Below are 21750 nucleotides of genomic sequence, written 5' to 3'. Positions count from 1 at the left end.
CAAAAAAACCTTGTAGTTATTGTTAGCTTTTACGTTGCACCACTTCAAAAACTTTATTTTCATCACATTTTAAAGTCTTGCTTGGGTATTTTAAAAGCAAAGCATAATCGTGTGTGGCCATTAAAATGGTATTGCCGTTTTTGTTAATATCTTGTAGTACTTCCATAACCTCAATACTGGTTTGAGGGTCTAAATTTCCGGTTGGCTCATCGGCTAAAATCAATTCAGGGTCATTAAGTAAAGCTCTGGCTATAGCTATACGTTGTTGTTCACCACCAGAAAGCTCGTGCGGAAATTTAAAGCCTTTGGTTTTCATGGCAACTTTATCTAAGACCTTTTCAATACGTTCCTTTATTTTGTCTTTATCTTTCCAGCCAGTAGCTTTTAGAACAAATTCTAAATTACCATTGATGGTACGATCTGGTAATAACTTAAAATCCTGAAAAACAATACCCAATTTTCTGCGTAAAAAAGGAATGTCTTTTTCTTTCATGGTTCTTAAGTTAAAATCCACAACATGACCATCGCCTTCATTTAATTCTAAATCGCCATAAAGGGTTTTCATAAAACTACTTTTACCACTTCCTGTTTTTCCGATAAGGTAAACAAAGTCGCCTTTTTGCATTTCAAAATTAACGTTAGATAGTACCATGTTACCTCCTTGATAAATTGTAGCATCTTTGAGTTGTAAAATAGTTTCGGACATATTGTAATTAAAATTTAGGTAACTGTAAATGTATGGCGGAAAATTCCAAAACCCAAACCTATGCCTTGAATTTAAATTTTAATAAGCCCGTTTATAATTAACGTAAAATTATATCGTTATAACATTTGTATTCAAGTATATTTGAAAGTGATTGGAATACATCAATAATTATGAATCAAAAAACGACACTGATGTTACTTTTTAAAAGACAATTAATTATCGTTTATCTTGCCTTTTCCTTTTTGGGTTTTGCGCAAAAGTCTGCAGTTTATACTAGCGGTTTAAAAGATTATCAAAAAGCATTAGCATTATATAATAATAAGCAATATAAAGCAGCACAATCTTTATTTGATGACATTAAATACAATACCAAAGACGAGGTGTTAAAGTCAGATTGTTCCTATTATATAGCCAATTGTGCAGTGCGATTAAACCAGAGAAACGCAGATGATTTAATTACTGAGTTTGTTGAAGAATACCCAACAAGTACCAAACGAAATACCGCGTTTTTAGATGTTGCTGATTATTATTTTGAGAATTCTAAATATGCCTATGCACGCAAATGGTACCAGAAGGTTGAAGAAGGAAGTATATCACGTTCTGAGCGCGACCGTTTTAATTTTAATTATGGTTATACACTATACTCAACAAAGAGTAAAAAAGAAGCTACAAAGTATTTAAACAGAGTAGTGAATTCTAAAGAATACGGTTCTCAAGCCAAATATTATATTGGTTATATGGCTTATGAAGGAGACGATTATGATACGGCAAATGAATACTTTGATCAAGTAAGTGATAACGAAAAATATAAAGAGAAACTGTCTTATTATCAGGCAGATTTAAATTTTAAATTAGGAAAGTTTGAAAAAGCTATTGAGTTGGCTTTAGAGCAGTTGCCAAATAGTAGAGGTGATGAAAAATCTGAACTTTCAAAAATTATTGGAGAAAGCTATTTTAATCTCGAAAAGTACACTGAAGCTATTCCTTACCTTCAAGACTATAAAGGTAAAAAAGGCAAATGGAATAATACCGACTACTATCAATTAGGCTATGCTTATTACAAGCAAAACGACTTTGAAAAAGCAATATCTGAATTCAATAAAATTATAGATGGTAATAATTCAGTGGCCCAAAACGCATACTACCATTTAGGTGAAAGTTATATCAATCTAGATAAAAAACAAGAAGCCTTAAATGCCTTTAGAAATGCCTCAGAAATGGATTACGACCTTAAAATCCAGGAAGATGCTTGGTTAAATTATGCAAAGATTAGTTATGAGATTGGTAATCCGTATCAGTCCGTGCCACAGGTTTTAGCAGGTTACTTAGATAAATATCCAGAGACAAGTTATAGAGAAGAAATAGAAACACTGTTGATTGATTCTTACATTACTTCAAAAAACTATAAAGAAGCACTTGTGCTTTTAAAAGGAAAAAACAGTTTTGAAAACAAAGTAGCTTATCAAAAAGTAGCCTTTTTTAGAGGAATAGAACTATATAACGAAACTAAGTATAGTGAAGCTTTAGAGATGTTTAATAATTCACTTAAAGAACCTAGAGAGCCTGTTTTTGTGGCTAAAGCTACATTTTGGAAAGCAGAAACCGAATACAATCTTACCAATTATAATGATGCATTAATTGGCTTTAAACAGTTTAATGGTATGTCTGAAGCGTCAAGCTTAATAGAAAATAACAACCTAGATTATAATTTAGCATACACCTATTTTAAACTTAAAGATTACAGTAATGCTTCTAAATATTTTCAAAAATTCATTGATAAAAATAAGAGTGATAGACCACGTAGAAATGATGCTTATTTAAGATTGGCAGATGGTTATTTTGTATCTAGTAATTATCAAAGTGCTATAAATGCTTATGATAAAGCTATTCAAATTAATGAAATTGAAACCGATTATGCGTCATTTCAAAAAGCGATGAGTCATGGTTATTTAGGAAAATCATCTACTAAAATTTCAGAGTTAAACACATTTATAAAGGGGTATCCAAAATCTGCTTTAAGAGATGATGCTATGTATGAGTTGGCAAACTCTTATGTAAAAGCAAGCGATACAGATAAGGCCATGAAAATGTATGATCGTTTAAATTCTGAATATAAAAAGGGTGCTTTTGCATCTAAGGCATTATTACGACAAGGTTTGGTGTATTATAATGCAAATGATAATGAGCATGCACTTACTAAATTTAAAAAAGTAGCATCTGATTTTCCAAACTCTGCTGAAGCTGTGCAAGCAGTATCAACAGCGCGTTTAATCTATATTGATTTAGGACGTGTAGATGAATATGCAAATTGGGTAAAATCGTTAGACTATGTTGAGGTAACAGATGTTGAGTTAGATAATACCATGTATCTCGCAGCTGAAAAGCCGTATTTAGATAATGATACAGATAAGGCAATTCGTCAATTTAATAAGTATTTAAATCAGTTTCCGAAAGGGATACATGCTTTAAAATCACATTTCTATTTGGCACAATTGTATTACAAAAAAGACTTGTTTGAAAATGCACAACCACATTACAAATATGTTGTTGAAACTTCAAAAAGTGAATATACCGAACAAGCTACAGTTAGGTTGTGTGAGATTTATTTAAAAGATTCCGATTGGGTTCAGGCAATTCCTGTGTTAAAAACTCTAGAGACAGAAGCAGACTATCCGCAAAATGTATTATATGCCCAGTCTAATTTAATGAATGCCTATTATCAAACCGAAGATTACACTAAAGCGGAAGCCTATGCAGAAAAAGTTTTAGGTAATTCTAATTTAGATAATAAGATAAAAAGCGATGCTAAAATTATTATAGCGCGTTCTGCTATAAAAACAGGCAATGAGGCAAAAGCTAAAGATGCTTATGCAGATGTAGAGCAAATTGCAACAGGTGTTGTTGCTGCTGAAGCCTTGTTTTATAAAGGTTATTTTCAGAATAAAGCATCACAGTTTGAAGCCTCAAATACTACCATACAGCGTTTAGCAAAAGATTATAGTAGTTATAAATACTATAGTGCTAAAGGTTTGGTGGTTATGGCTAAGAATTTCTATGCTTTAGGTGATGCGTTTCAAGCAAATTATATTTTAGAAAGTGTTATTTCAAATTTCACAGAGTTTAATGATGTTGTAGAAGAAGCACAAATAGAGCTCAATAAGATTAAAACCGAAGAAGCCAAAACAAATTCATCAATTGAAACTGACAACTAAATTCCTGCGCAGGCAGGAATCTCAAAATCGGATTTCCAAAACCAATATTTTAGCCATGAAAAGCTTTAAGAATTATATATCATTTTTCATCATTACACTAATGACTATTTCCTTTGCCTCATGTGGAGATGATGATAATAACCAAGAAGAAGATGTGTTTGCTGGTTGTTGCTCGGGATTGACTGCTTTTGGTGATGATGTTGATAATTTAGATCAATCTCAAGGAGAAATAATAGTCGATAATTTATTTACACCAAATAATGATGGATTCAACGATAGATTAGCAATCGAAAATATTGAATTGTATGACAATCATACTGTAACAATTTATAATATTAACGATGATGTGATTTTTGAGAGCAATAATTATGGGAGTGATTTTGATGAGCTCTTTCCGAATGTACCCTATGACGAGTTCGGTGTTGATGGTATTCCAGATGGAACATATAAGTATAAAGTCGTAGTAGAGAGTGAAAATGTTTTTTCAAAATCTGGCTTCTTTTGTTTGTTTACAAATAATCCAGTTATAGAACAAAATTTTTCAGAATGTGATCCATTGCAACCAGATGAATTTGATCCTTTAATTACAGGTCTATAAATCAATAAAAGATTCAATCAAAACATTAAATAATGAAAATCAAATTTTTAATTTTTATAATCACCATATCAAGTAGTTTATCATTAGTTGCTCAAGAGCGCGCAAAAGATAGTTTAGACGATCAGGTAGTTAATGTGGTGACACCATACAAGCCTACAATTTCAGATGCCTTTAAAATTAAGGATACACCAAAATTGCAAGACTCTAATTTGGTAAAGAAAAAAGAAGTGAAGTATAATATTTTTTCTATTCCTGTGGCATCAACATTCACACCAGCTAAAGGTAAAGCTGCCAATGTAGATAAGGCAAAATCAGTAAAATTGTACGACAATTATGCGTCTTTAGGTTTTGGTACTTACACCACTATTTTAGGTGAGGTTTATTTAAACCATGAGTTAAGTAATACCGAAAATGTAGGAGGCTATTTCAGTCATCATTCCTCTCAAGGTGGTATTGAAGATTTGCTTTTAGATGATGATTTTTCTAACACACACCTTAATGCACATTATTCGCAAAAACTTAGAGATTTTTCTTGGAAAGTTAATGGAGGCTTTGATTTAATGACTTACAATTGGTATGGATTACCACAGAATTTCTTTGGGCAAACCGAAGCAGATGATATAGATCCAAGTCATACATTTAATAGTTTTTATTTAGGCGGAAAATTAAAATTTGACGATGCTATTATCAATGATGGTAGTGTACGTTTTAGACGATTTGGAGATAACCAAGATTCTGGTGAAAACAGATTTGTTGCCAAAGCAGGTTTTGATATTCCTGTGCAAGATGAAATTATTAAAACAGAATTTTACATCGACTATATTGGTGGAAGTTTTGATGAGAATTATTTCTCTAATGAAGCCATCAATTATGGCAATGTTACCTTTGGTTTGTCACCATCTTACCAATTAACGCAAGATGATTTAACGGTAAATTTAGGATTGCGATTAGTATATCTTAATGATACTGAATTGAGCGATAATAAGTTTTTTATCTATCCAAATATTAAAGCATCGTATCGTTTAGTAGATGAGATTTTAATAGCCTATGGTGGAATAACAGGGCAATTGCAACAAAACTCGTATTACGATTTTGCTAATGAGAATCCGTTTGTGTCACCAACATTATTTATAACACCAACAGATCAACGTTATAATGGCTTTTTAGGGTTAAAAGGAAAACTGTCTAATAATGTAAGTTATAATGTAAAAGGAAATTATTTTGCTGAAGAAAACAAAGCCCTTTTTAAAGCTAATGATGCTAGAGGAGATGCGTCTGAAAATTATCAATATGGAAATTCATTTGGAGTTGTTTATGATGATGTGACTACATTTTCTGTTGCTGGTGAGTTAAATATAGATATTAATAGAAACTTTACTTTGGGTATTAAAGGAGAATACTTTAATTACAGTATGGATGATGAATCTGAAGCTTGGAATTTACCAGATGTTACAGGTTCTATATTTATGGATGTTCAAATTTCAGAACAATGGTTTGCAGGCGCAAGTGCTGTTTATGTTGGTGAAAGAAAAGATCAGCAAGATTTAGTTGCTGTGTTAACACCACAAAATCCTAGTTCTGTAATAACTTTAGATAGTTATTTTGATGCCAACGCACATGTAGGCTATAAGATTAATGACCAACTGTCTGTATTTGCAAAGGTGAATAATATTTTAAATCAAGATTATCAACGCTATTTAAATTTCCCAGTACAAGGTTTTCAAGCATTAGCTGGTGCTACTTATCAGTTTGATTTCTAATTCCTGTGAATGCAGGAATCTTTCTATTGTCATCCTGAATTGTCACATTGAGTAAGCCTTTGCTGAGTGTAGTCGAAGTGCTATTTCAGGACTTTGTTTTATTAAGTGAAAGTTTGGCCAAATAATCAAAATGTTCGCCATCCATTACTTTTTCGCAGTTAAGACCAACGGTTTGGCATGCGGTTTTTAAAGTATCAAAATCTAGATACAACCATTTCATTGGAAGTCCTTCTTCGCCTTTATAACTGAGGTAATAATCTAGTTCACCATAATAGTGATTATTTAAATCTAACCACATACCTCCATCTTCATCGCCATACATATATTGTATATCTGAAGAGTCAATGAGGATTTGTCCATTGGGCTTTAAAAGCGATTTTAAATGGTTTAAGTATGTTGTAATGTTTTCTAATTTCTGAAAAATTCCAGTACCATTCATTAGTAAAAGAATTGTATCAAAAGCTTCTTTTTCTTCTAAAAGCGCTTTATATTCAGTATTAGTAATTCCACGTTGTTTGCAAACTTTAATAGCACCTTTAGAATTATCAATCGCTTTTACATTAAACCCTTTTTTTTGTAAGTATAGACTATGACTTCCTGCGCCACAACCGACATCAAGGACGTTTCCTTTACATAGTTGTAAAGCCTTTTTTTCAATTTGTGGCATTTCAGAATAGTCTCTAAATAAATAAGGAAGCGGTAACATATCTTTCTCAGAAATGCTAGTCCAAGTGATGATGTCTTCAGAATAATTATCATTCTGATAGTCTATTAAAGCCTTTCCAAAAATATCTCTAATCATAAATAGTTGTCAGTTCGAGTGATTTCGATTTATCGAAATTGTATCGAGAACTTTAGTTAAATTTGTTATATGCAAAACCAAATCAATAATCTGCCTAAGCTTGCCAAAGATAAGCATAAGGAAAACAAAACCTTTTTTACAAAGCTTAGAAAAAAACCACCAAAGCAATTAGATTACATTATGCAAGAGTTGCATGAGGATGAGTTTGAGCGTACAGATTGTTTAGAGTGTGCTAATTGTTGTAAAACTACTGGACCTTTGTTTACAGGTAAAGATATTCAACGAATCTCAAAATTTTTCAGAATGAAGGAACAACAGTTTATTGAAACTTATTTGAGATTAGATGAGGAGAATGATTATGTACTACAATCTGTGCCTTGTACGTTTTTAGATGCAGATAATTATTGCTCAATTTACGAAGTTAGGCCAAAAGCTTGCAGAGAATTTCCGCATACAGATCGTAAAAAGTTTCAGCAAATTTCTAACTTAACACTCAAAAATGTAGCTATTTGTCCTGCAGCTTATAATATTGTAGAGGAAATGAAAAAGAGAATTAACCTGTAATACAAATGCTTCGGAATAATTTTTGATGCAATTTTGAGAAAACTAAAAATGAAAAAAGTTCTATTAAAATCCTTATTCATCTTATTTGCAGTTAACCTGACTTCTGCTCAAGCTTGGATGACCAACTTAGAAATTGCACAACGTTTGGCAGATGTGCAAAACAAAATGATATTGATGGTTTGGGAAGATACTACCCAGTATCAATATCCTGTGTTTGTAAAAGATGATAGAGGTAGAACTATTTTTATTAATAATTTATTTGAAGACGAACAAGTGAGTCCTTTAATTTGGGAGCACTTTGTGCCAGTTATTGTTTCTGAGTATAAATACGCTGATTTATTTGAAAAAATTAAAGGAAAACGAACCCAAAAGTATATAGATAAGTTCAACGATGACTCCATAAAAATTATGGACATTAATGGCAACATTCTTAATGTAGATTATTTAGTGGAAGACTTTGAGAATATTACAGAGATTATTGAACGTTATGCTCTTAATACATCCTTTATCTCGCAAGAACTCAAAGATTATAAAAAAGAAAAAACGTTTTATTCAGCTTACTTTTTGGCTTCAAAATATTTAGATACAGGATTGTATGTTAATAAGAAAACAAGATCTAATATTGTGGAGCTATCCAACATATATCTTCAAGAAGCTGTTGAATTAATTGATGAACAAGGGGATGAGGAAAAAGCTAGATTAAAACAACGTTGCCATTTGCTTAAAATTCAAGAGAATTTACTTCTTAAAAAGCCAAAGAAAGTAATTAGGTTACTGAAGAAACTAAAAAAAGAAGATATAGATGAAAGCAATACTATTTTTATAGCGTTTTTATATTACACAGCTTATATGAGTTTAGATAAGCCTGATGAAGCAGAGCTATGGAAATCTAAAATTTCTTCAGTAAATTTGAAGAAAGCCCAAAAGCTTATAAATCTTAATTCATAGTTTTTTTGGAAAGTATAGTTAATTATTTTGAAAATATTCCATCGCTACACAGAAGCCTAATTTTAATTGGCGGATTAACTTTTTTCTGGTTATTAGAAGGTGGTTTACCTTTGTTTAAATTTAAATACAACAAATGGCAACATGCATTGCCTAATTTGTTTTTCACCCTTACTACGGTAATTATTAATTTTACATTAGCTTCTTTGTTGTTCTGGTCATCAAAATGGGTAGCTGATAATAATTTTGGAGTTATTAATTGGTTGTTTTCAAACGAACAACCTTTGTGGTTATATGTTTTACTTGGTATTTTATTATTAGATTTTTTTGGTGCCTATTTAGCGCATTTTGTAGAGCATAAAGTAAAACCATTGTGGATGGTGCATTTGGTGCACCACACAGATCATAAGGTAGATACTACAACAGCAAATAGACACCATCCTATAGAGAGTATCATTAGGTTTACATTTACATTATTGGGTGTTTTTGTGGTAGGTACACCTTTTGCTTTGGTGATGTTGTATCAAGCTATGTCTTTAGTGTTTACGCAATTTACACATGCTAATATTAAAATGCCAAAAGGCTTAGATAGAGTTCTGAGTTATTTTATTATTTCACCAGATATGCATAAGATTCACCATCATTATAGATTGCCATATACAGATTCTAACTATGGTAATATTTTTAGTATTTGGGATCGTATTTTTGGCACTTATATGTATATGGATCGCGAAAATATTGTGTATGGAGTAGATGTGTTTCCTGATGAAAAAAAGAATGGCCAAATAGTTGAATTACTAAAGCAACCTTTTCAAAAATATGAGAAACCAACACTCTCAGCAGATGTTGAAAAATAGTATGCTTTTTCTTCTAATAAGTTTTTTAATGAGCTGCAATTCTAATAAACAACTTGATATACAAGGACACAGAGGCTGTAGAGGTTTATATCCTGAAAATTCTTTACCAGCATTTGAAAAAGCAATAGAATTAGGTGTTACCACCTTAGAGTTAGATATTGCTATTACTAAAGGCAAAGAAGTTGTGGTTTCTCATGAGCCTTTTATGAGTAGAACCATTTGTTTTAATCCAAAAGGTACTGTTATTACAGAAGAAATGGATATGAAGTACAATCTTTATGAAATGACTCATAAAGAAATTAAGCAATTTGATTGTGGGACAAAATTCCATCCAACCTATCCTAATCAAAAGAAAATAAAAACCTATAAACCCTTGTTGGTAGAAGTTTTTAATTTAGTAAAAGCAAAGAATCCTAAAGTTAAGCTGAATATAGAAATAAAGTCTAAGCCAAGATATTACGGTGTTTACACACCACATCCAAAGGAATATGTGAAAATTGTTTTAGATGAAATTATAGAAAATAAAATGTTCAATCAGGTAAACCTACAGTCTTTTGATTTGGTTATTCTTGAAGAAATAAAAAAACAGTCACCCAAAATGCCAGTTGCTTTGCTGGTAGATGAAGACGAAACTATTTCCGGGAAACTGGCAAAGTTGTCATACAAACCTGAAATTATAAGTCCATATTTTAAACTCTTAACGTTTGAAACGATAAAGCAATATCATGCTAAAGATTATCAAATAATTCCTTGGACAGTCAACGATGAACAAGATTTGTTTAAGATGTTGCGATGGAATGTTGATGGTATTATTACAGACTATCCAGATAGGCTTATAGAAATTCGTTCTAATTAATAGTTTGCTAACAAAAACGTCGTTCCTCTAATTTCTGCGTAGTTGATGGGTTTTTTGTCATCTCAATCAATTATCCAATTATGTTTGTTATGGATTAATTAATTACCGTTGAGCTAAACACCCTTATGTTTAACTTAAAGCTTTGCTGTAATGAAAAATTTAATCCGAATTCTCCTCATCGTTGTCCTCGTTTTTTTATTAAGTTTTTCCTTAAAAGCTCAAGAGCATTATGCAAACCTTGAAATGAATAGAAATATTCAGGCTAAAGGTTTAATACATAAATTAAACAATACCAGAGACACTTTAATTCTTAAGAGTGATAAAAAAATAAACTACCTCTATTCTATAAACAAAGATTACGGAAGAGATTTTGATGCTTATGTAGATACAACTTTCTATAAGTTACCACTTAATAAGTTGCCAAAAGGTAGACACATTTTTGTTGCTGTACAATCACCCAAACGCATTGTGTTTGTCGTTAATATATTAAAAGAAATCCCAAAACCAGAGTCAGTAAAGATTGCTTCTAAAAAAGTGGTGGCTACAGAATTAAAAAAGAGTAGCTCAATGATAAAGAATTAGCTAATTATAGATTAAATATTTAGATCTAATTTTTTTAAAGGCCTTTAAACCCTCTTTCCAACTTGCTTTTATTTCAGTTTCATTTAAGCCAGCTTCAATTTGCTGTTGTAGCTTTTCAGTGCCAGCATGTTTGGTAAAATTAGCTGTATTAAACACTTTAGATTTATCCGTTGCATTCTTGTAAGCATCAATAACATACTTTAGAGTAAAACGTCTTTTAGCTTTAATTTTAGATAAATCTGCGCCAAAGCAAACTTCATTTTTATGTTTTGGGTGTTTAGATCCAAAATTAGGAATAGGTGTGTAGTTAAACTTATAATGATTTTTATCTAAAAATGGTGCTCCATAACGTTGAAACTGAAATTCAGTGCCTCTACCAGCATTAATGTTGGTGCCTTCAAATAAGCCTAAACTAGGATATAAACTTATAGCTTGGTCATTTGGTAAATTTGGTGAAGGTCTAATAGGTAGGCTATAAGTACTGTTATGAATGTAATGTTCCATTTTAACAACTGTAATGTCGCAAGTTATGCTATTGTTAAGCCAGTTTTCACCGTTAATCATTTGTGCGTATTCACCAATGGTCATACCATGAACCAAAGGAATTGGGTGCATTCCTAAAAAACTACGATGTTCTTTTTCTAAAACAGGACCATCTATATAATTACCATTTGGGTTTGGACGATCTAAAATAAGTAGCTGTACATTATTTTCTGCACAAGCTTCCATCACATAATGTAATGTTGAAATGTAAGTGTAAAAGCGTACACCAACATCTTGAATATCAAAAACAACAATATCTAAATCTTCTAATTGTTGTTTAGTAGGTTTTTTATGTTTTCCATGAAGCGAAAAAATAGGTAAACCTGTTTTGGTATCTACACCATCTTTTACATTTTCGCCAGCATCAGCTTTGCCTCTAAAACCATGCTCAGGTGAAAATACTTTTTTAATATCAACCTTCAAGTTTAGCATTGAATCAACAATATGTGTATATCGTTTTGTTTCTTGCTTCTTGTCTCTTATTTCTAAAAATATAACGCTTGTTTGGTTTGCGACAATACCAACACGCTTTCCTTTAAGTAAGGGTAAATAAGCTTCGATTTGGTTAGCACCGACAATAATATTATTGTCATCCTGAACTTGTTTCAGAATTTCATTTACTTGCATGCTATCAATTTCTGATCGATTATTTTCTACCACAGGACAACCTCCTTTTCCTGCACAAGAAATCACTACCAAGACAAATAATAAAACTGTATTTTTGAAAACCTTAAAACTCATATTTTAGTTTTGAATTTTGAATTGTTTATAGCTAAACGCATTATTGGTAATAAAGCGTATAAAAATAGTGTTTCGGCACCAATAATTAAAATTGGTATTGCTGCGATTGCTATAGGTGTTATTGTAATGCTTGTAGCTATTTCAACAGGTTTGGGTTTGCAGCAAAAAATTAGAGATAAAGTGGTTGCATTTAGTGGTCATATAGAAATCACCAACTATGATACCAATGCCTCAGACGAATCTCAAGTGCCAATTTCTATTAATCAAGAATTTTACCCTAAATTCAATAAAGTAGAGGGTATTAAACATATTCAAGGTGTGGCTTCAAAATTTGCAGTCATTAGAACAGAAACAGATTTTGAAGGTGTTGTTGTTAAAGGTGCTGGTGGAGATTATAATTGGGAATATTTTGAAGAATTCTTAGTGCAAGGTCGTGTGCCTGATTTTTCAGGAAAGCGTAATGAGGAAGTTTTAATTTCTAATTATTTAGCCAATCGATTAGGTTTTAAACTTGGAGATAAATTTCAAACATTATTTACTGATAATGAAGCTACCCTTAATAGCCGACCAAGACAAATGGCTTTTACAATTGTTGGAATATACAATTCTGGTTTTCAGGAATTGGATGAGAAATTTTGCATTGCTGACTTAAGGCATATTCAGCGTCTCAATAAATGGGAAGCTGATCAAATAGGAAGTTTTGAGGTATATATTGATGATTTTTCTAAAATAGATGAAAAGTATAGTGAGGTGTTTCAAGAAATTCCTTCATTACTTAATGCAACACCAGTTAATAGAAAATATTATACGGTTTTTGAATGGATTAAAATCTTTGATTCTAACACCAACATAATTATAGCTATTATGATAATTGTTGCTGGTATTAATATGATTACAACATTGTTGGTGCTTATCTTAGAACGTACCAATATGATAGGGCTTTTAAAGGCGTTAGGAAGTTCAAATTGGTCAATAAGAAAAGTATTTCTTTATAATGCTTCTTATTTAATTGGCTTAGGATTACTTTGGGGAAATATTATTGGCTTAGGATTGTTGTTTGCTCAAAAATATTTTAAACTATTCCCTTTAGATCCAGACACCTATTATGTAAGTGAAGCACCAGTTTATATAAGCTTAGATTTTGTGCTGTTATTGAGCATAGGAACTTTTATTGCGTGCTTGTTTATGCTTTTAATTCCTTCTGTTATTATTTCTAAGATTTCTCCAGCAAAAGCAATTCGGTTTGATTAAGTCCTTTAAATTCAGAACTTTTCTATTATCTTTAGTTTTTTAATTAGTTCAGACTTATTATTATGGATGTAATTGAATGCAAAAATTGTGGAGAAAAATTTTATAAACAAAAAGTAGTTTGTCCTTTTTGTTCTACTGTCAATACATCTTCTTCAGGACCTCCAAAATCAATTTCTGAAGAATCAATATCTGTAAAATCAATTATTGCTGTATTAATTTTTATTGTTGCGCTAGTCAGGTTAGTAATGTTGTTTTTTTAAAGGCAGTATTAATACATAGAGTCATTTCAGTCTCATTAAGATCATAACCTATTTTTAACTTTGTTCTTTTTGCTTTTAGCTTAAATTTGCAAAGCAAAATTAAACTATGGAATACGTAGAAAATATACTAGGAACAATTGGTAATACACCATTAGTAAAAATGAATAAGTTGGTAGAAGAGCTACCATGTTTAGTACTTGCTAAATACGAAACGTTTAATCCAGGAAATTCGGTAAAGGATCGTATGGCATTACAAATGATAGAAGATGCCGAAGCTGATGGTCGTTTAAAACCAGGGGGTACTATTATAGAAGGTACTTCAGGTAATACAGGTATGGGTTTAGCTTTAGCAGCTATCATAAAAGGTTACAAATGTATTTTTGTAATGGCAGATAAACAGTCTAAAGAAAAAGTAGATATGATGCGTGCTGTTGGTGCTGAGGTTATTGTTTGCCCTACTGCTGTTGAGCCAGATGATCCAAGAAGTTATTATTCTGTATCTAAGCGATTAGGAGAAGAAACACCAAATTCTTGGTATGTAAATCAATATGATAATCCGAGTAATGCAAAAGCACATTACGAAAGCACAGGGCCAGAAATTTGGGAACAAACCGATGGAAAGATAACGCATTTTGTAGTTGGTGTTGGTACAGGTGGAACTATTTCTGGAGTAGGTAAATATTTAAAAGAACAAAACCCTAATGTAAAAGTTTGGGGAGTAGACACCTATGGTTCTGTGTTTAAAAAATATCACGAAACAGGTGTTTTTGATGAAGATGAAATTTATCCTTATGTCACCGAAGGTATAGGAGAGGATATTCTTCCAGCTAATGTAGATTTCGATATTATTGATGGTTTTACAAAAGTAACCGATAAAGATGCAGCTGTTTATACACAGAGGTTAGCTAAGGAAGAAGGCATGTTTTTAGGAAATTCAGCTGGTGCAGCAATTAAAGGTGTACTTCAGCTTAAAGAACATTTTGGTCCAGATGATGTGGTTGTGGTATTGTTTCACGATCATGGTAGCCGTTATGTCGGTAAAATGTTTAATGACGATTGGATGCGTGAGATGGGTTATATAGAGTAAATAATTTCTGCGGCTGCGTTCGCTGAAGCTTTAGCGGAGGCGCAAAGCAGAAATCTTAATCAACTTAATAGAAAATCCTGAGTTTTGCTCAGGATTTTTTATTTTAGGAGCATGCAAGAAGATTTTCTTCATTATATCTGGAAACACAAAGCGTTTTTAACCTCCTCGCTTAAAACCACAACAGGTGAGGTTGTTGTAATAAAACAGTTTGGTGCTCATAATCTTAATTCTGGTCCAGATTTTTTTAATGCGCAATTAAGTATTAATGGCCAACTTTGGGCAGGTAATGTAGAAATTCATGTAAAATCATCTGATTGGTATATTCATGGGCACGAAAAAGATAATGCCTACGACAATGTTATTTTACATGTGGTTTGGGAACACGACACAGCAATTTACAGAAAAGACAATACCGAAATACCTACATTACAACTAAAACAATATGTAGATAAAGATTTACTTTATAGTTATAAAAAATTAGTGCAATCTAAACTCTGGATAAATTGTGAATCTAATTTGTCTGAAGTTGATGATTTTGTAATAAATAATTGGTTAGAAAGATTATTTGTAGAACGCTTAGAGCGAAAGTCTAAAGATATTTCGAGATTATTACAACAGTCTAGAAACGATTGGGAAGCTGTTTTGTTTAAAATGTTATTAAAGAACTTTGGACTAAAAGTAAATGGTGAAGCGTTTTTAAGTTTAGGGAATTCAGTGGATTATTCACTGGTTAGAAAGCTTCAAAATAATGTTTTAGATCTAGAAGCTTTACTATTTGGACAAGCAGGTTTCTTGCAAGAAGATATTCAAGAGGTATATTTTTTAGATTTAAAAAAACGGTTTCAGTTTTTTAAACAAAAATTTAAGTTGAATAATCAAGGTGTTTTGCCTATTCGATTCTTTAGATTACGACCATCAAACTTTCCGACTATAAGATTATCGCAATTTGCTAATCTCTATGTAGCAGAACATCAGCTTTTTTCTAAGATAATGAGTTTAAATGCAAAAGATGATTTTTATAAGCTCTTTAATAAAGGTGTAACAACATATTGGAAAATACATTACACTTTTAATTCAACTTCTGTTAATTCAAATAAAATACTAACAAAGGCTTTTGTTGATTTGCTTATTATTAATACTATAATCCCTCTAAAGTTTAGCTATGCCAAATCACGAGGAGAAAATATTGAAGACGGATTATTTGAACTAATTAAAGAAGTAAATGTAGAAAGTAATGTTATTGTGAAAAAATATATGCAACTAAGGTCTTTAGAAAAAAATGCATTAACCTCTCAAGCACTCTTGCAATTAAAAGCATGTTATTGCGAAAAAAATAAATGTTTGCAATGTGCTATAGGTAATAGTCTAATCGTTAAAAATTGAGTAAATTGCGGTCATGAATTTATTCTATAAGTTACTACACTATTTTCAAAAAAGAGGGTATTATGTGTGTCAACGAATTGCCGATCGTTTAGGTATTAGAGCAAAAATTGTAAGAACCTCTTTTATGTATCTTACTTTTGTAACTGTTGGATTTGGTTTTGCCTTGTACTTGTTTTTGGCTTTTTGGATAAGAATTAAAGATATAATTTATACAAAACGCACATCTGTTTTCGATTTATAACATATGAATAATCCATTAATTAAACTTTTTAGGTCAAAAATTTATACAGCATTACTTCTGCTTCTTTTTGTCCTTTTTGTAGGTATAATAGGTTATAGATTTGTTTCAAACTACACATGGATTGATGCAGTTTATATGACTGTTATTACCATAACCACTGTTGGTTTTGGGGAAGTTCAGCCTTTAGATACAGAAGCAAAAATATTTACAATATTTTTAATTTTATCTAGTGTTGTTATAGTAGGATATGCCATATCTATAATTACAGAATATATATTAAGTAAAAATAATTTTGAAGATATAAAACAACGTAAGATGCAAAAGGAAATTGAAGCTATGGTTGGTCATATTATAATATGTGGCTTTGGGAGAAACGGAAAGCAAGCTGCAAAAAAATTACAAGATTATGGAAAGCCCTTTGTAATTATTGAGCGTAATAAAGAAATTATTGAGCGTTTGCAAGAAGAAGATTTGCCTTATGTCTTAGGTGATGCTAATGAAGATGAGACTTTAATTGAAGCAGGTATAGAAAGAGCCAGTACTTTAATAAGTGCACTACCTAGTGATGCAGATAATTTGTTTGTGGTGTTATCTGCAAGACAGATAAATAACTCTATGAGTATAATAAGTAGAGCTTCTCAAGAAACGTCTTATAATAAATTAAAGTTAGCAGGCGCAAACAATGTTATACTTCCAGATCGAATAGGAGGAGATCATATGGCATCTTTAGTTGTAATTCCAGATTTAGTTGAGTTTATAGATAATTTAGGAATTGTAGGAGAAAAAAATATTAACATTGAAGAGGTTAAAGTTGAGCAACTTTATGATGTTGCGCAGATTAAAACTATTAGAGAATTAGACCTTAGAAAAAAAACAGGCTGTACTGTTATTGGTTTTAAAAATGAAAATGGAGAATATATTGTTAATCCTGAGGCAGATACTAGGTTAGTGCCAAGTTCAAAAATTATTGTTTTAGGTCGCCCAGAACAAATTAAAAGACTTAATTCAGAATACAATATAGAGCAAGAAGCTTAACTGTTCTTTACTTCTTAATATTATTGGTTTACAGTTTTTTAAAGCAAAATTTCTTTTTTGATATCCAATTTTATAACCTTGATTACTTTATTTTTTTATTTATAAAATAAAGCCTAAAATGAGTATGTTATAATATAGCATTTTGAGATTAACTTGATGCGATACTTTAAAAACTCAATTTTTTTTAGCATCTTGTCAGCTATAAATAACTAAAACTAACTAATAACTACTCTTATGAAGAAATTTCTTCTATCACTTTTTGCATTAATATTACCCTTGTTAAATTTTGCTCAAGAAGCTAAGGAATTGGGCGTTGATGAAAAAATAGACCAAGCATTTGGTAATGCAACAGGTTGGTTTGTACAAGCCATTTTTTATCAAATACCAATTGGTGAAGTTGATGATAATGTAGCTATTGATTTAGTAGATATAAATAACAAGCTTTCTGTAGACGATAATGGAGATAAGACTTATGCTTCTGAAAAAGGAATCAGATATCTTTCAAAAAATGATTCTTTGTATATATCCAATATATCTTTAACAGGTGATCAGGTCGCTGAAAAAATTGAATTAATTTCAAAAGATATTCCAGTTAGTATAAATGGTGGCTCGTTATCTATTGCTAATTCCGATATAAATAATAATTCTTTATTTGAGATTAAGGTTTATGCGCCTTTTACCAAAGTTTTTTGGGTATTATTTCCTCTAATTCTTGGGGCGATATTCTTTACATTTTATTTTAAGTTTATCAATTTTAGAGGCTTTCTTACTTCAGTAAATATTGTAAGAGGTAAGTATGACGAAATAGACCATCATGAATCTTTAGAAGGTGCTGGTGATTCTACACCAGGAGGAGATGCTATTGAGACAATTGCAGTTGAGGGTCATGAAGGTGAAGTTTCGCATTTTCAAGCATTAACAGCAGCTTTATCTGCAACCGTAGGTTTAGGTAATATTGCAGGTGTTGCAATTGCAGTCTCTATTGGTGGTGCTGGCGCAACGTTTTGGATGATTGTAGCAGGTTTTCTGGGTATGGCATCAAAATTTGTTGAGTGTACTTTAGGTGTTAAGTATAGAGATATTGCTGAAGATGGAACGGTGTATGGTGGTCCAATGTATTACCTTACAAAAGGACTTAAATCTAAAGGTTATACAGGTTTAGGAAAAGTATTGGCAGCTTTATTTGCCGTATTTGTAATTGGTGGGTCATTTGGTGGAGGAAATATGTTTCAGGTTAACCAAGCGTTTCAATTAGTAGAAAATATTACAGGAGGAGAAAAATCATTTCTTCATGGATATGGATGGGCATTTGGTCTAGTAATGGCAATACTTGTAGGTATAGTAATTATTGGAGGTATTAAGAAAATTGCTAAGGTAACTGATAAGATTGTGCCTTTTATGGTAGTGATTTATGTTGCGGCTTCTTTGTTCGTCATCTTCGCAAACTTTAATATGATTGGTGATGCTTTTGGGCAAATCTTTGATGGTGCATTTAGTCCAGAAGGTGTTGCTGGTGGAGCAATCGGAGTTTTAGTGCAAGGATTTAGAAGAGCTGCATTTTCTAACGAAGCAGGAGTTGGTTCTGCATCAATTGCGCATTCTGCAGTAAAAACAAAATATGCTGCTAGTGAAGGTATGGTGGCGTTGTTAGAGCCATTTATAGATACAGTTGTAGTATGTACAATGACAGCTTTAGTTTTAATTATTACAGGAAATGTTACTGCTGCAAATGCTGGGTTAAACGATGCGCAAGCAATTTTATTAACGTCTGGTGCTTTTGAATCTGCAATTTCTTGGTTCCCTTATGTGTTAACCATTGCAGTGGTATTATTTGCGTTTAGTACAATGATCTCTTGGTCTTATTATGGATTTCAAGGTTGGGCTTATTTATTCGGAAGAACGAAAAAAGCTGAATATACATACAAAGTTATATTTTGTGTTTTTGTAATCATAGGTGCAGCTGCAAGTTTAGGTTCTGTAATTGGTTTTTCAGATGCTATGATTTTTGCGATGATGGTACCAAATATGATAGGTTTAGTTCTATTAGCTCCAAAAGTTAAATCCGAACTTAAAAGATATATGGATGCTATAAAAGCTAAAAAAGCGTAGTTAACGATATAAAATAATATGAAGTCCCATTTTCAGTTTTCTAATCAACAGCGAAATGGGATTTTTTTGTTATTACTAATAATTGTTGCGCTACAATGCATATATGCTTTTGTTGATTTTTCTAAGGATGAGACTCCGGTAAATACTGATGAATTAAACGCTTTTAGAAATGAGTTAGATTCATTGCGTTTGGTTGAAATTGAAAATTCTAAACCCAAAATTTATCCCTTTAATCCAAATTATATCTCCGATTATAAAGGCTATTCACTTGGCATGACAAATGAAGAAATAGATAGACTTCATAAGTTTAGAAAAGCTAATCAATGGGTGAATTCAGCTAAACAGTTTCAAGAGGTTACTAAAGTTTCCGATTCATTATTGGTGAAAATTTCACCATATTTTAAATTTCCAGATTGGGTAATTAATCCAAAGCCAAAATCAAAAACATACAGCAATTCTTATTCTAATAACAATACGTCAAAGTCATTCGAGCAAAAGATAGATTTAAATACGGCTTCTGCAGTTCAACTTCAGAAGGTTTATGGTGTAGGTGAAAAACTTTCGGAACGTATTATTAAGTATAGGAATAAGTATAAAGGAGGTTTTGTATCTGACATAGAATTATCTGAAGTTTACGGTTTAATGCCAGAGGTTATAGAGCGAATAAAAAATGACTTTACAGTTAAGACACCTCGAGTAATTAAAACATATAATCTAAATACAGCAACAAGAGATGAGTTGGTTACAGTTAAGTATATAGATTATGAAGTAGCAAATAATATTATTGAAGAACGTACTTTAAGGGAAGGTTTTAATTCTTTAGAAGAATTAACAAAAGTTGAAGATTTTCCAATCAAAAAGATAGGTATAATTAAGTTATATTTGCGTTTGTAAAAAAAATTAAATTGAATGTCTAGTATTTATTTCACAGAAGAACATAATTTGTTTAGAGAAAGTCTTAGAGACTTTTTACAAAAAGAAGTTGTACCACATATTGAAAAATGGGAAGAAACGGGTTATATAGAACGTTTTATATGGAAAAAGTTTGGAGATATGGGTTATTTCGGTTTGGCTTATCCAGAAAAATATGGCGGCTTAGATTTAGATTTGTTCTATACTGTAATATTGCTTGAAGAATTACAGCGAATTAATTCAGGTGGTTTTGCAGCAGCTATGTGGGCGCATGCTTATTTGGCTATGACGCATCTTAATAAAGAAGGCGATGATGCTATAAAATCAAAATATTTATCAGCTAGTATATCTGGTGATAAAATAGGGTGCCTTTGTGTTACAGAACCTTTTGGAGGTAGTGATGTAGCTGGTATGAGAACTACAGCTGTTAAAGAAGGAGATTACTATATAATAAATGGGTCAAAAACATTTATTACTAATGGTGTTTATGGTGATTATATGGTTGTTGCAGCAAAAACAAATCCTGAGTTAGGTAATAAAGGTATAAGTATATTTGTGGTAGATAGTGATACAGAAGGAGTGTCGGCTACTAAATTAGATAAGTTAGGTTGGAGAGCTTCAGATACTGGTGAAATAGCTTTTGATAATGTTAAAGTTCCTGTAAGCCAACTTATGGGAGAAGAAGGAAAAGGATTTCCTTACATAATGCAACATTTTGCTCTAGAGCGTTTGGTTATGGGAATAAATGCTCATGCAAGAGCAGAATATGCTTTAGAATATACATTGCAATATATGTCTGAAAGAACAACCTTTGGTAATTCTTTAGACACTTACCAAGCACTACGCCACAGATTTGTAGATATGCATGCAGATATGCAACTGTGTAAAAATTATAATTACATGGTAGCAGATCAACTCAATAAAGGAGCATATGTAGTTGAAGAAGCAACAATTTCTAAATTAAAATCTACAAAAATGGCAGATGAAGTTGCGTATAACTGTCTTCAGTTCTTAGGTGGTTATGGTTATATGGAAGAATATCCTTTAGCAAGGTTGTTTAGAGATAGCAGACTTGGTCCTATTGGAGGAGGAACTTCAGAGATATTAAAAGAAATCTTATCTAAAATGATAATAGATAAGAAATCATATAAACCAGCAACTTAATTTTAATAGTTTAAAAGAATTTTGAATCCTGCTTTTCGCAGGATTTTTTTGTCATGAATTCATATAATTCAAACTAAAAAGTTATTTTTAATCATATCGAAGTGACTTTTAACTTTTAAGAAATTAGAAAAGTTTGAATCAC

Annotated in this window: 20 protein-coding genes; 17 read left to right on the top strand and 3 right to left on the bottom strand. The window is 31.6% G+C overall.

The features are described from left to right. Window positions 1–22 precede the first annotated feature (22 nt). Window positions 23–706, bottom strand: coding sequence for a cell division ATP-binding protein FtsE (locus tag N4A42_RS05265; protein ID WP_294070923.1), 684 nt, complete (start codon window positions 704–706; stop codon window positions 23–25). Window positions 707–897: 191 nt separating this feature from the next. Between N4A42_RS05265 and N4A42_RS05260 the strand changes: the two genes are divergently transcribed. From N4A42_RS05260 to N4A42_RS05250, 3 genes are read left to right on the top strand one after another with little or no spacing between them, the layout of a single operon-like run. Further along, a complete protein-coding gene (locus N4A42_RS05260; RefSeq protein ID WP_294070920.1) occupies window positions 898–3918 on the top strand; it encodes a tetratricopeptide repeat protein in 3021 nt (1006 codons plus the stop codon). A gap of 55 nt (window positions 3919–3973) precedes the next feature. Further along, entirely contained in the window at window positions 3974–4516 is a 543-nt protein-coding gene (locus N4A42_RS05255; protein ID WP_294070917.1) for a gliding motility-associated C-terminal domain-containing protein, read from the top strand. Window positions 4517–4548: 32 nt separating this feature from the next. Next, entirely contained in the window at window positions 4549–6276 is a 1728-nt protein-coding gene (locus N4A42_RS05250; RefSeq protein ID WP_294070914.1) for a TonB-dependent receptor, read from the top strand. Window positions 6277–6361: 85 nt separating this feature from the next. Here N4A42_RS05250 and N4A42_RS05245 read toward each other — a convergent pair whose 3' ends face one another. After that, window positions 6362–7075 carry a bifunctional 2-polyprenyl-6-hydroxyphenol methylase/3-demethylubiquinol 3-O-methyltransferase UbiG gene (locus tag N4A42_RS05245; RefSeq protein WP_294070949.1) on the bottom strand — a complete coding sequence of 238 codons (714 nt, stop codon included), beginning with the start codon at window positions 7073–7075 and terminating at the stop codon, window positions 6362–6364. Window positions 7076–7147: 72 nt separating this feature from the next. On the opposite strand from N4A42_RS05245, the gene N4A42_RS05240 reads away from it, so the two are divergent. From N4A42_RS05240 to N4A42_RS05220, 5 genes are all read left to right on the top strand, one after another. Continuing rightward, window positions 7148–7642, top strand: coding sequence for a YkgJ family cysteine cluster protein (locus tag N4A42_RS05240; protein ID WP_294070911.1), 495 nt, complete (start codon window positions 7148–7150; stop codon window positions 7640–7642). A 48-nt stretch (window positions 7643–7690) separates the two neighbouring features. Beyond that, window positions 7691–8590, top strand: coding sequence for a hypothetical protein (locus tag N4A42_RS05235; RefSeq protein ID WP_294070908.1), 900 nt, complete (start codon window positions 7691–7693; stop codon window positions 8588–8590). A 5-nt stretch (window positions 8591–8595) separates the two neighbouring features. Then, window positions 8596–9444: a sterol desaturase family protein gene (locus N4A42_RS05230; protein WP_294070905.1), complete on the top strand. Its 849-nt coding sequence runs from the start codon at window positions 8596–8598 to the stop codon at window positions 9442–9444. A 28-nt stretch (window positions 9445–9472) separates the two neighbouring features. Further along, window positions 9473–10300, top strand: a complete 828-nt coding sequence (locus N4A42_RS05225; RefSeq protein ID WP_294070902.1) for a glycerophosphodiester phosphodiesterase family protein — start codon at window positions 9473–9475, stop codon at window positions 10298–10300. A gap of 150 nt (window positions 10301–10450) precedes the next feature. Beyond that, window positions 10451–10882 carry a hypothetical protein gene (locus tag N4A42_RS05220; protein WP_294070899.1) on the top strand — a complete coding sequence of 144 codons (432 nt, stop codon included), beginning with the start codon at window positions 10451–10453 and terminating at the stop codon, window positions 10880–10882. Here the strand turns inward: N4A42_RS05220 and N4A42_RS05215 are convergent, their stop codons facing one another. Further along, window positions 10883–12166 carry a DUF1343 domain-containing protein gene (locus tag N4A42_RS05215; protein ID WP_294070896.1) on the bottom strand — a complete coding sequence of 428 codons (1284 nt, stop codon included), beginning with the start codon at window positions 12164–12166 and terminating at the stop codon, window positions 10883–10885. A gap of 9 nt (window positions 12167–12175) precedes the next feature. Between N4A42_RS05215 and N4A42_RS05210 the strand changes: the two genes are divergently transcribed. The 9 genes from N4A42_RS05210 to N4A42_RS05170 all read left to right on the top strand — a co-directional run bounded on the left by N4A42_RS05210 (window position 12176) and on the right by N4A42_RS05170 (window position 21608). After that, on the top strand, window positions 12176–13417 hold the full coding sequence (locus N4A42_RS05210) for an FtsX-like permease family protein (protein ID WP_294070893.1): 1242 nt from the start codon (window positions 12176–12178) through the stop codon (window positions 13415–13417). A gap of 62 nt (window positions 13418–13479) precedes the next feature. Beyond that, entirely contained in the window at window positions 13480–13677 is a 198-nt protein-coding gene (locus N4A42_RS05205; RefSeq protein WP_294070891.1) for a hypothetical protein, read from the top strand. A 106-nt stretch (window positions 13678–13783) separates the two neighbouring features. Continuing rightward, complete coding sequence (locus N4A42_RS05200; protein WP_294070889.1) at window positions 13784–14764, top strand: PLP-dependent cysteine synthase family protein; 981 nt, start codon at window positions 13784–13786, stop codon at window positions 14762–14764. A gap of 111 nt (window positions 14765–14875) precedes the next feature. Beyond that, window positions 14876–16147, top strand: coding sequence for a DUF2851 family protein (locus N4A42_RS05195; protein WP_294070886.1), 1272 nt, complete (start codon window positions 14876–14878; stop codon window positions 16145–16147). Window positions 16148–16160: 13 nt separating this feature from the next. Then, a complete protein-coding gene (locus N4A42_RS05190) occupies window positions 16161–16388 on the top strand; it encodes a PspC domain-containing protein (RefSeq protein WP_294070883.1) in 228 nt (75 codons plus the stop codon). A 3-nt stretch (window positions 16389–16391) separates the two neighbouring features. Beyond that, the gene (locus N4A42_RS05185; protein ID WP_294070880.1) at window positions 16392–17423 is read left to right on the top strand and encodes a TrkA family potassium uptake protein; all 1032 of its coding nucleotides are present in this window, start codon (window positions 16392–16394) and stop codon (window positions 17421–17423) included. A 234-nt stretch (window positions 17424–17657) separates the two neighbouring features. Further along, window positions 17658–19532 carry a sodium:alanine symporter family protein gene (locus N4A42_RS05180; protein ID WP_294070877.1) on the top strand — a complete coding sequence of 625 codons (1875 nt, stop codon included), beginning with the start codon at window positions 17658–17660 and terminating at the stop codon, window positions 19530–19532. An 18-nt stretch (window positions 19533–19550) separates the two neighbouring features. Then, the gene (locus N4A42_RS05175; RefSeq protein ID WP_294070874.1) at window positions 19551–20426 is read left to right on the top strand and encodes a helix-hairpin-helix domain-containing protein; all 876 of its coding nucleotides are present in this window, start codon (window positions 19551–19553) and stop codon (window positions 20424–20426) included. A gap of 15 nt (window positions 20427–20441) precedes the next feature. Continuing rightward, entirely contained in the window at window positions 20442–21608 is a 1167-nt protein-coding gene (locus tag N4A42_RS05170; RefSeq protein ID WP_294070871.1) for an acyl-CoA dehydrogenase family protein, read from the top strand. The last annotated feature ends 142 nt before the right edge of the window (window positions 21609–21750 follow it).

It is taken from the genome of Winogradskyella sp. (assembly GCF_025210595.1).
Lineage (GTDB): Bacteria > Bacteroidota > Bacteroidia > Flavobacteriales > Flavobacteriaceae > Winogradskyella.
This window is presented reverse-complemented; position numbering and strand designations above follow the sequence as displayed.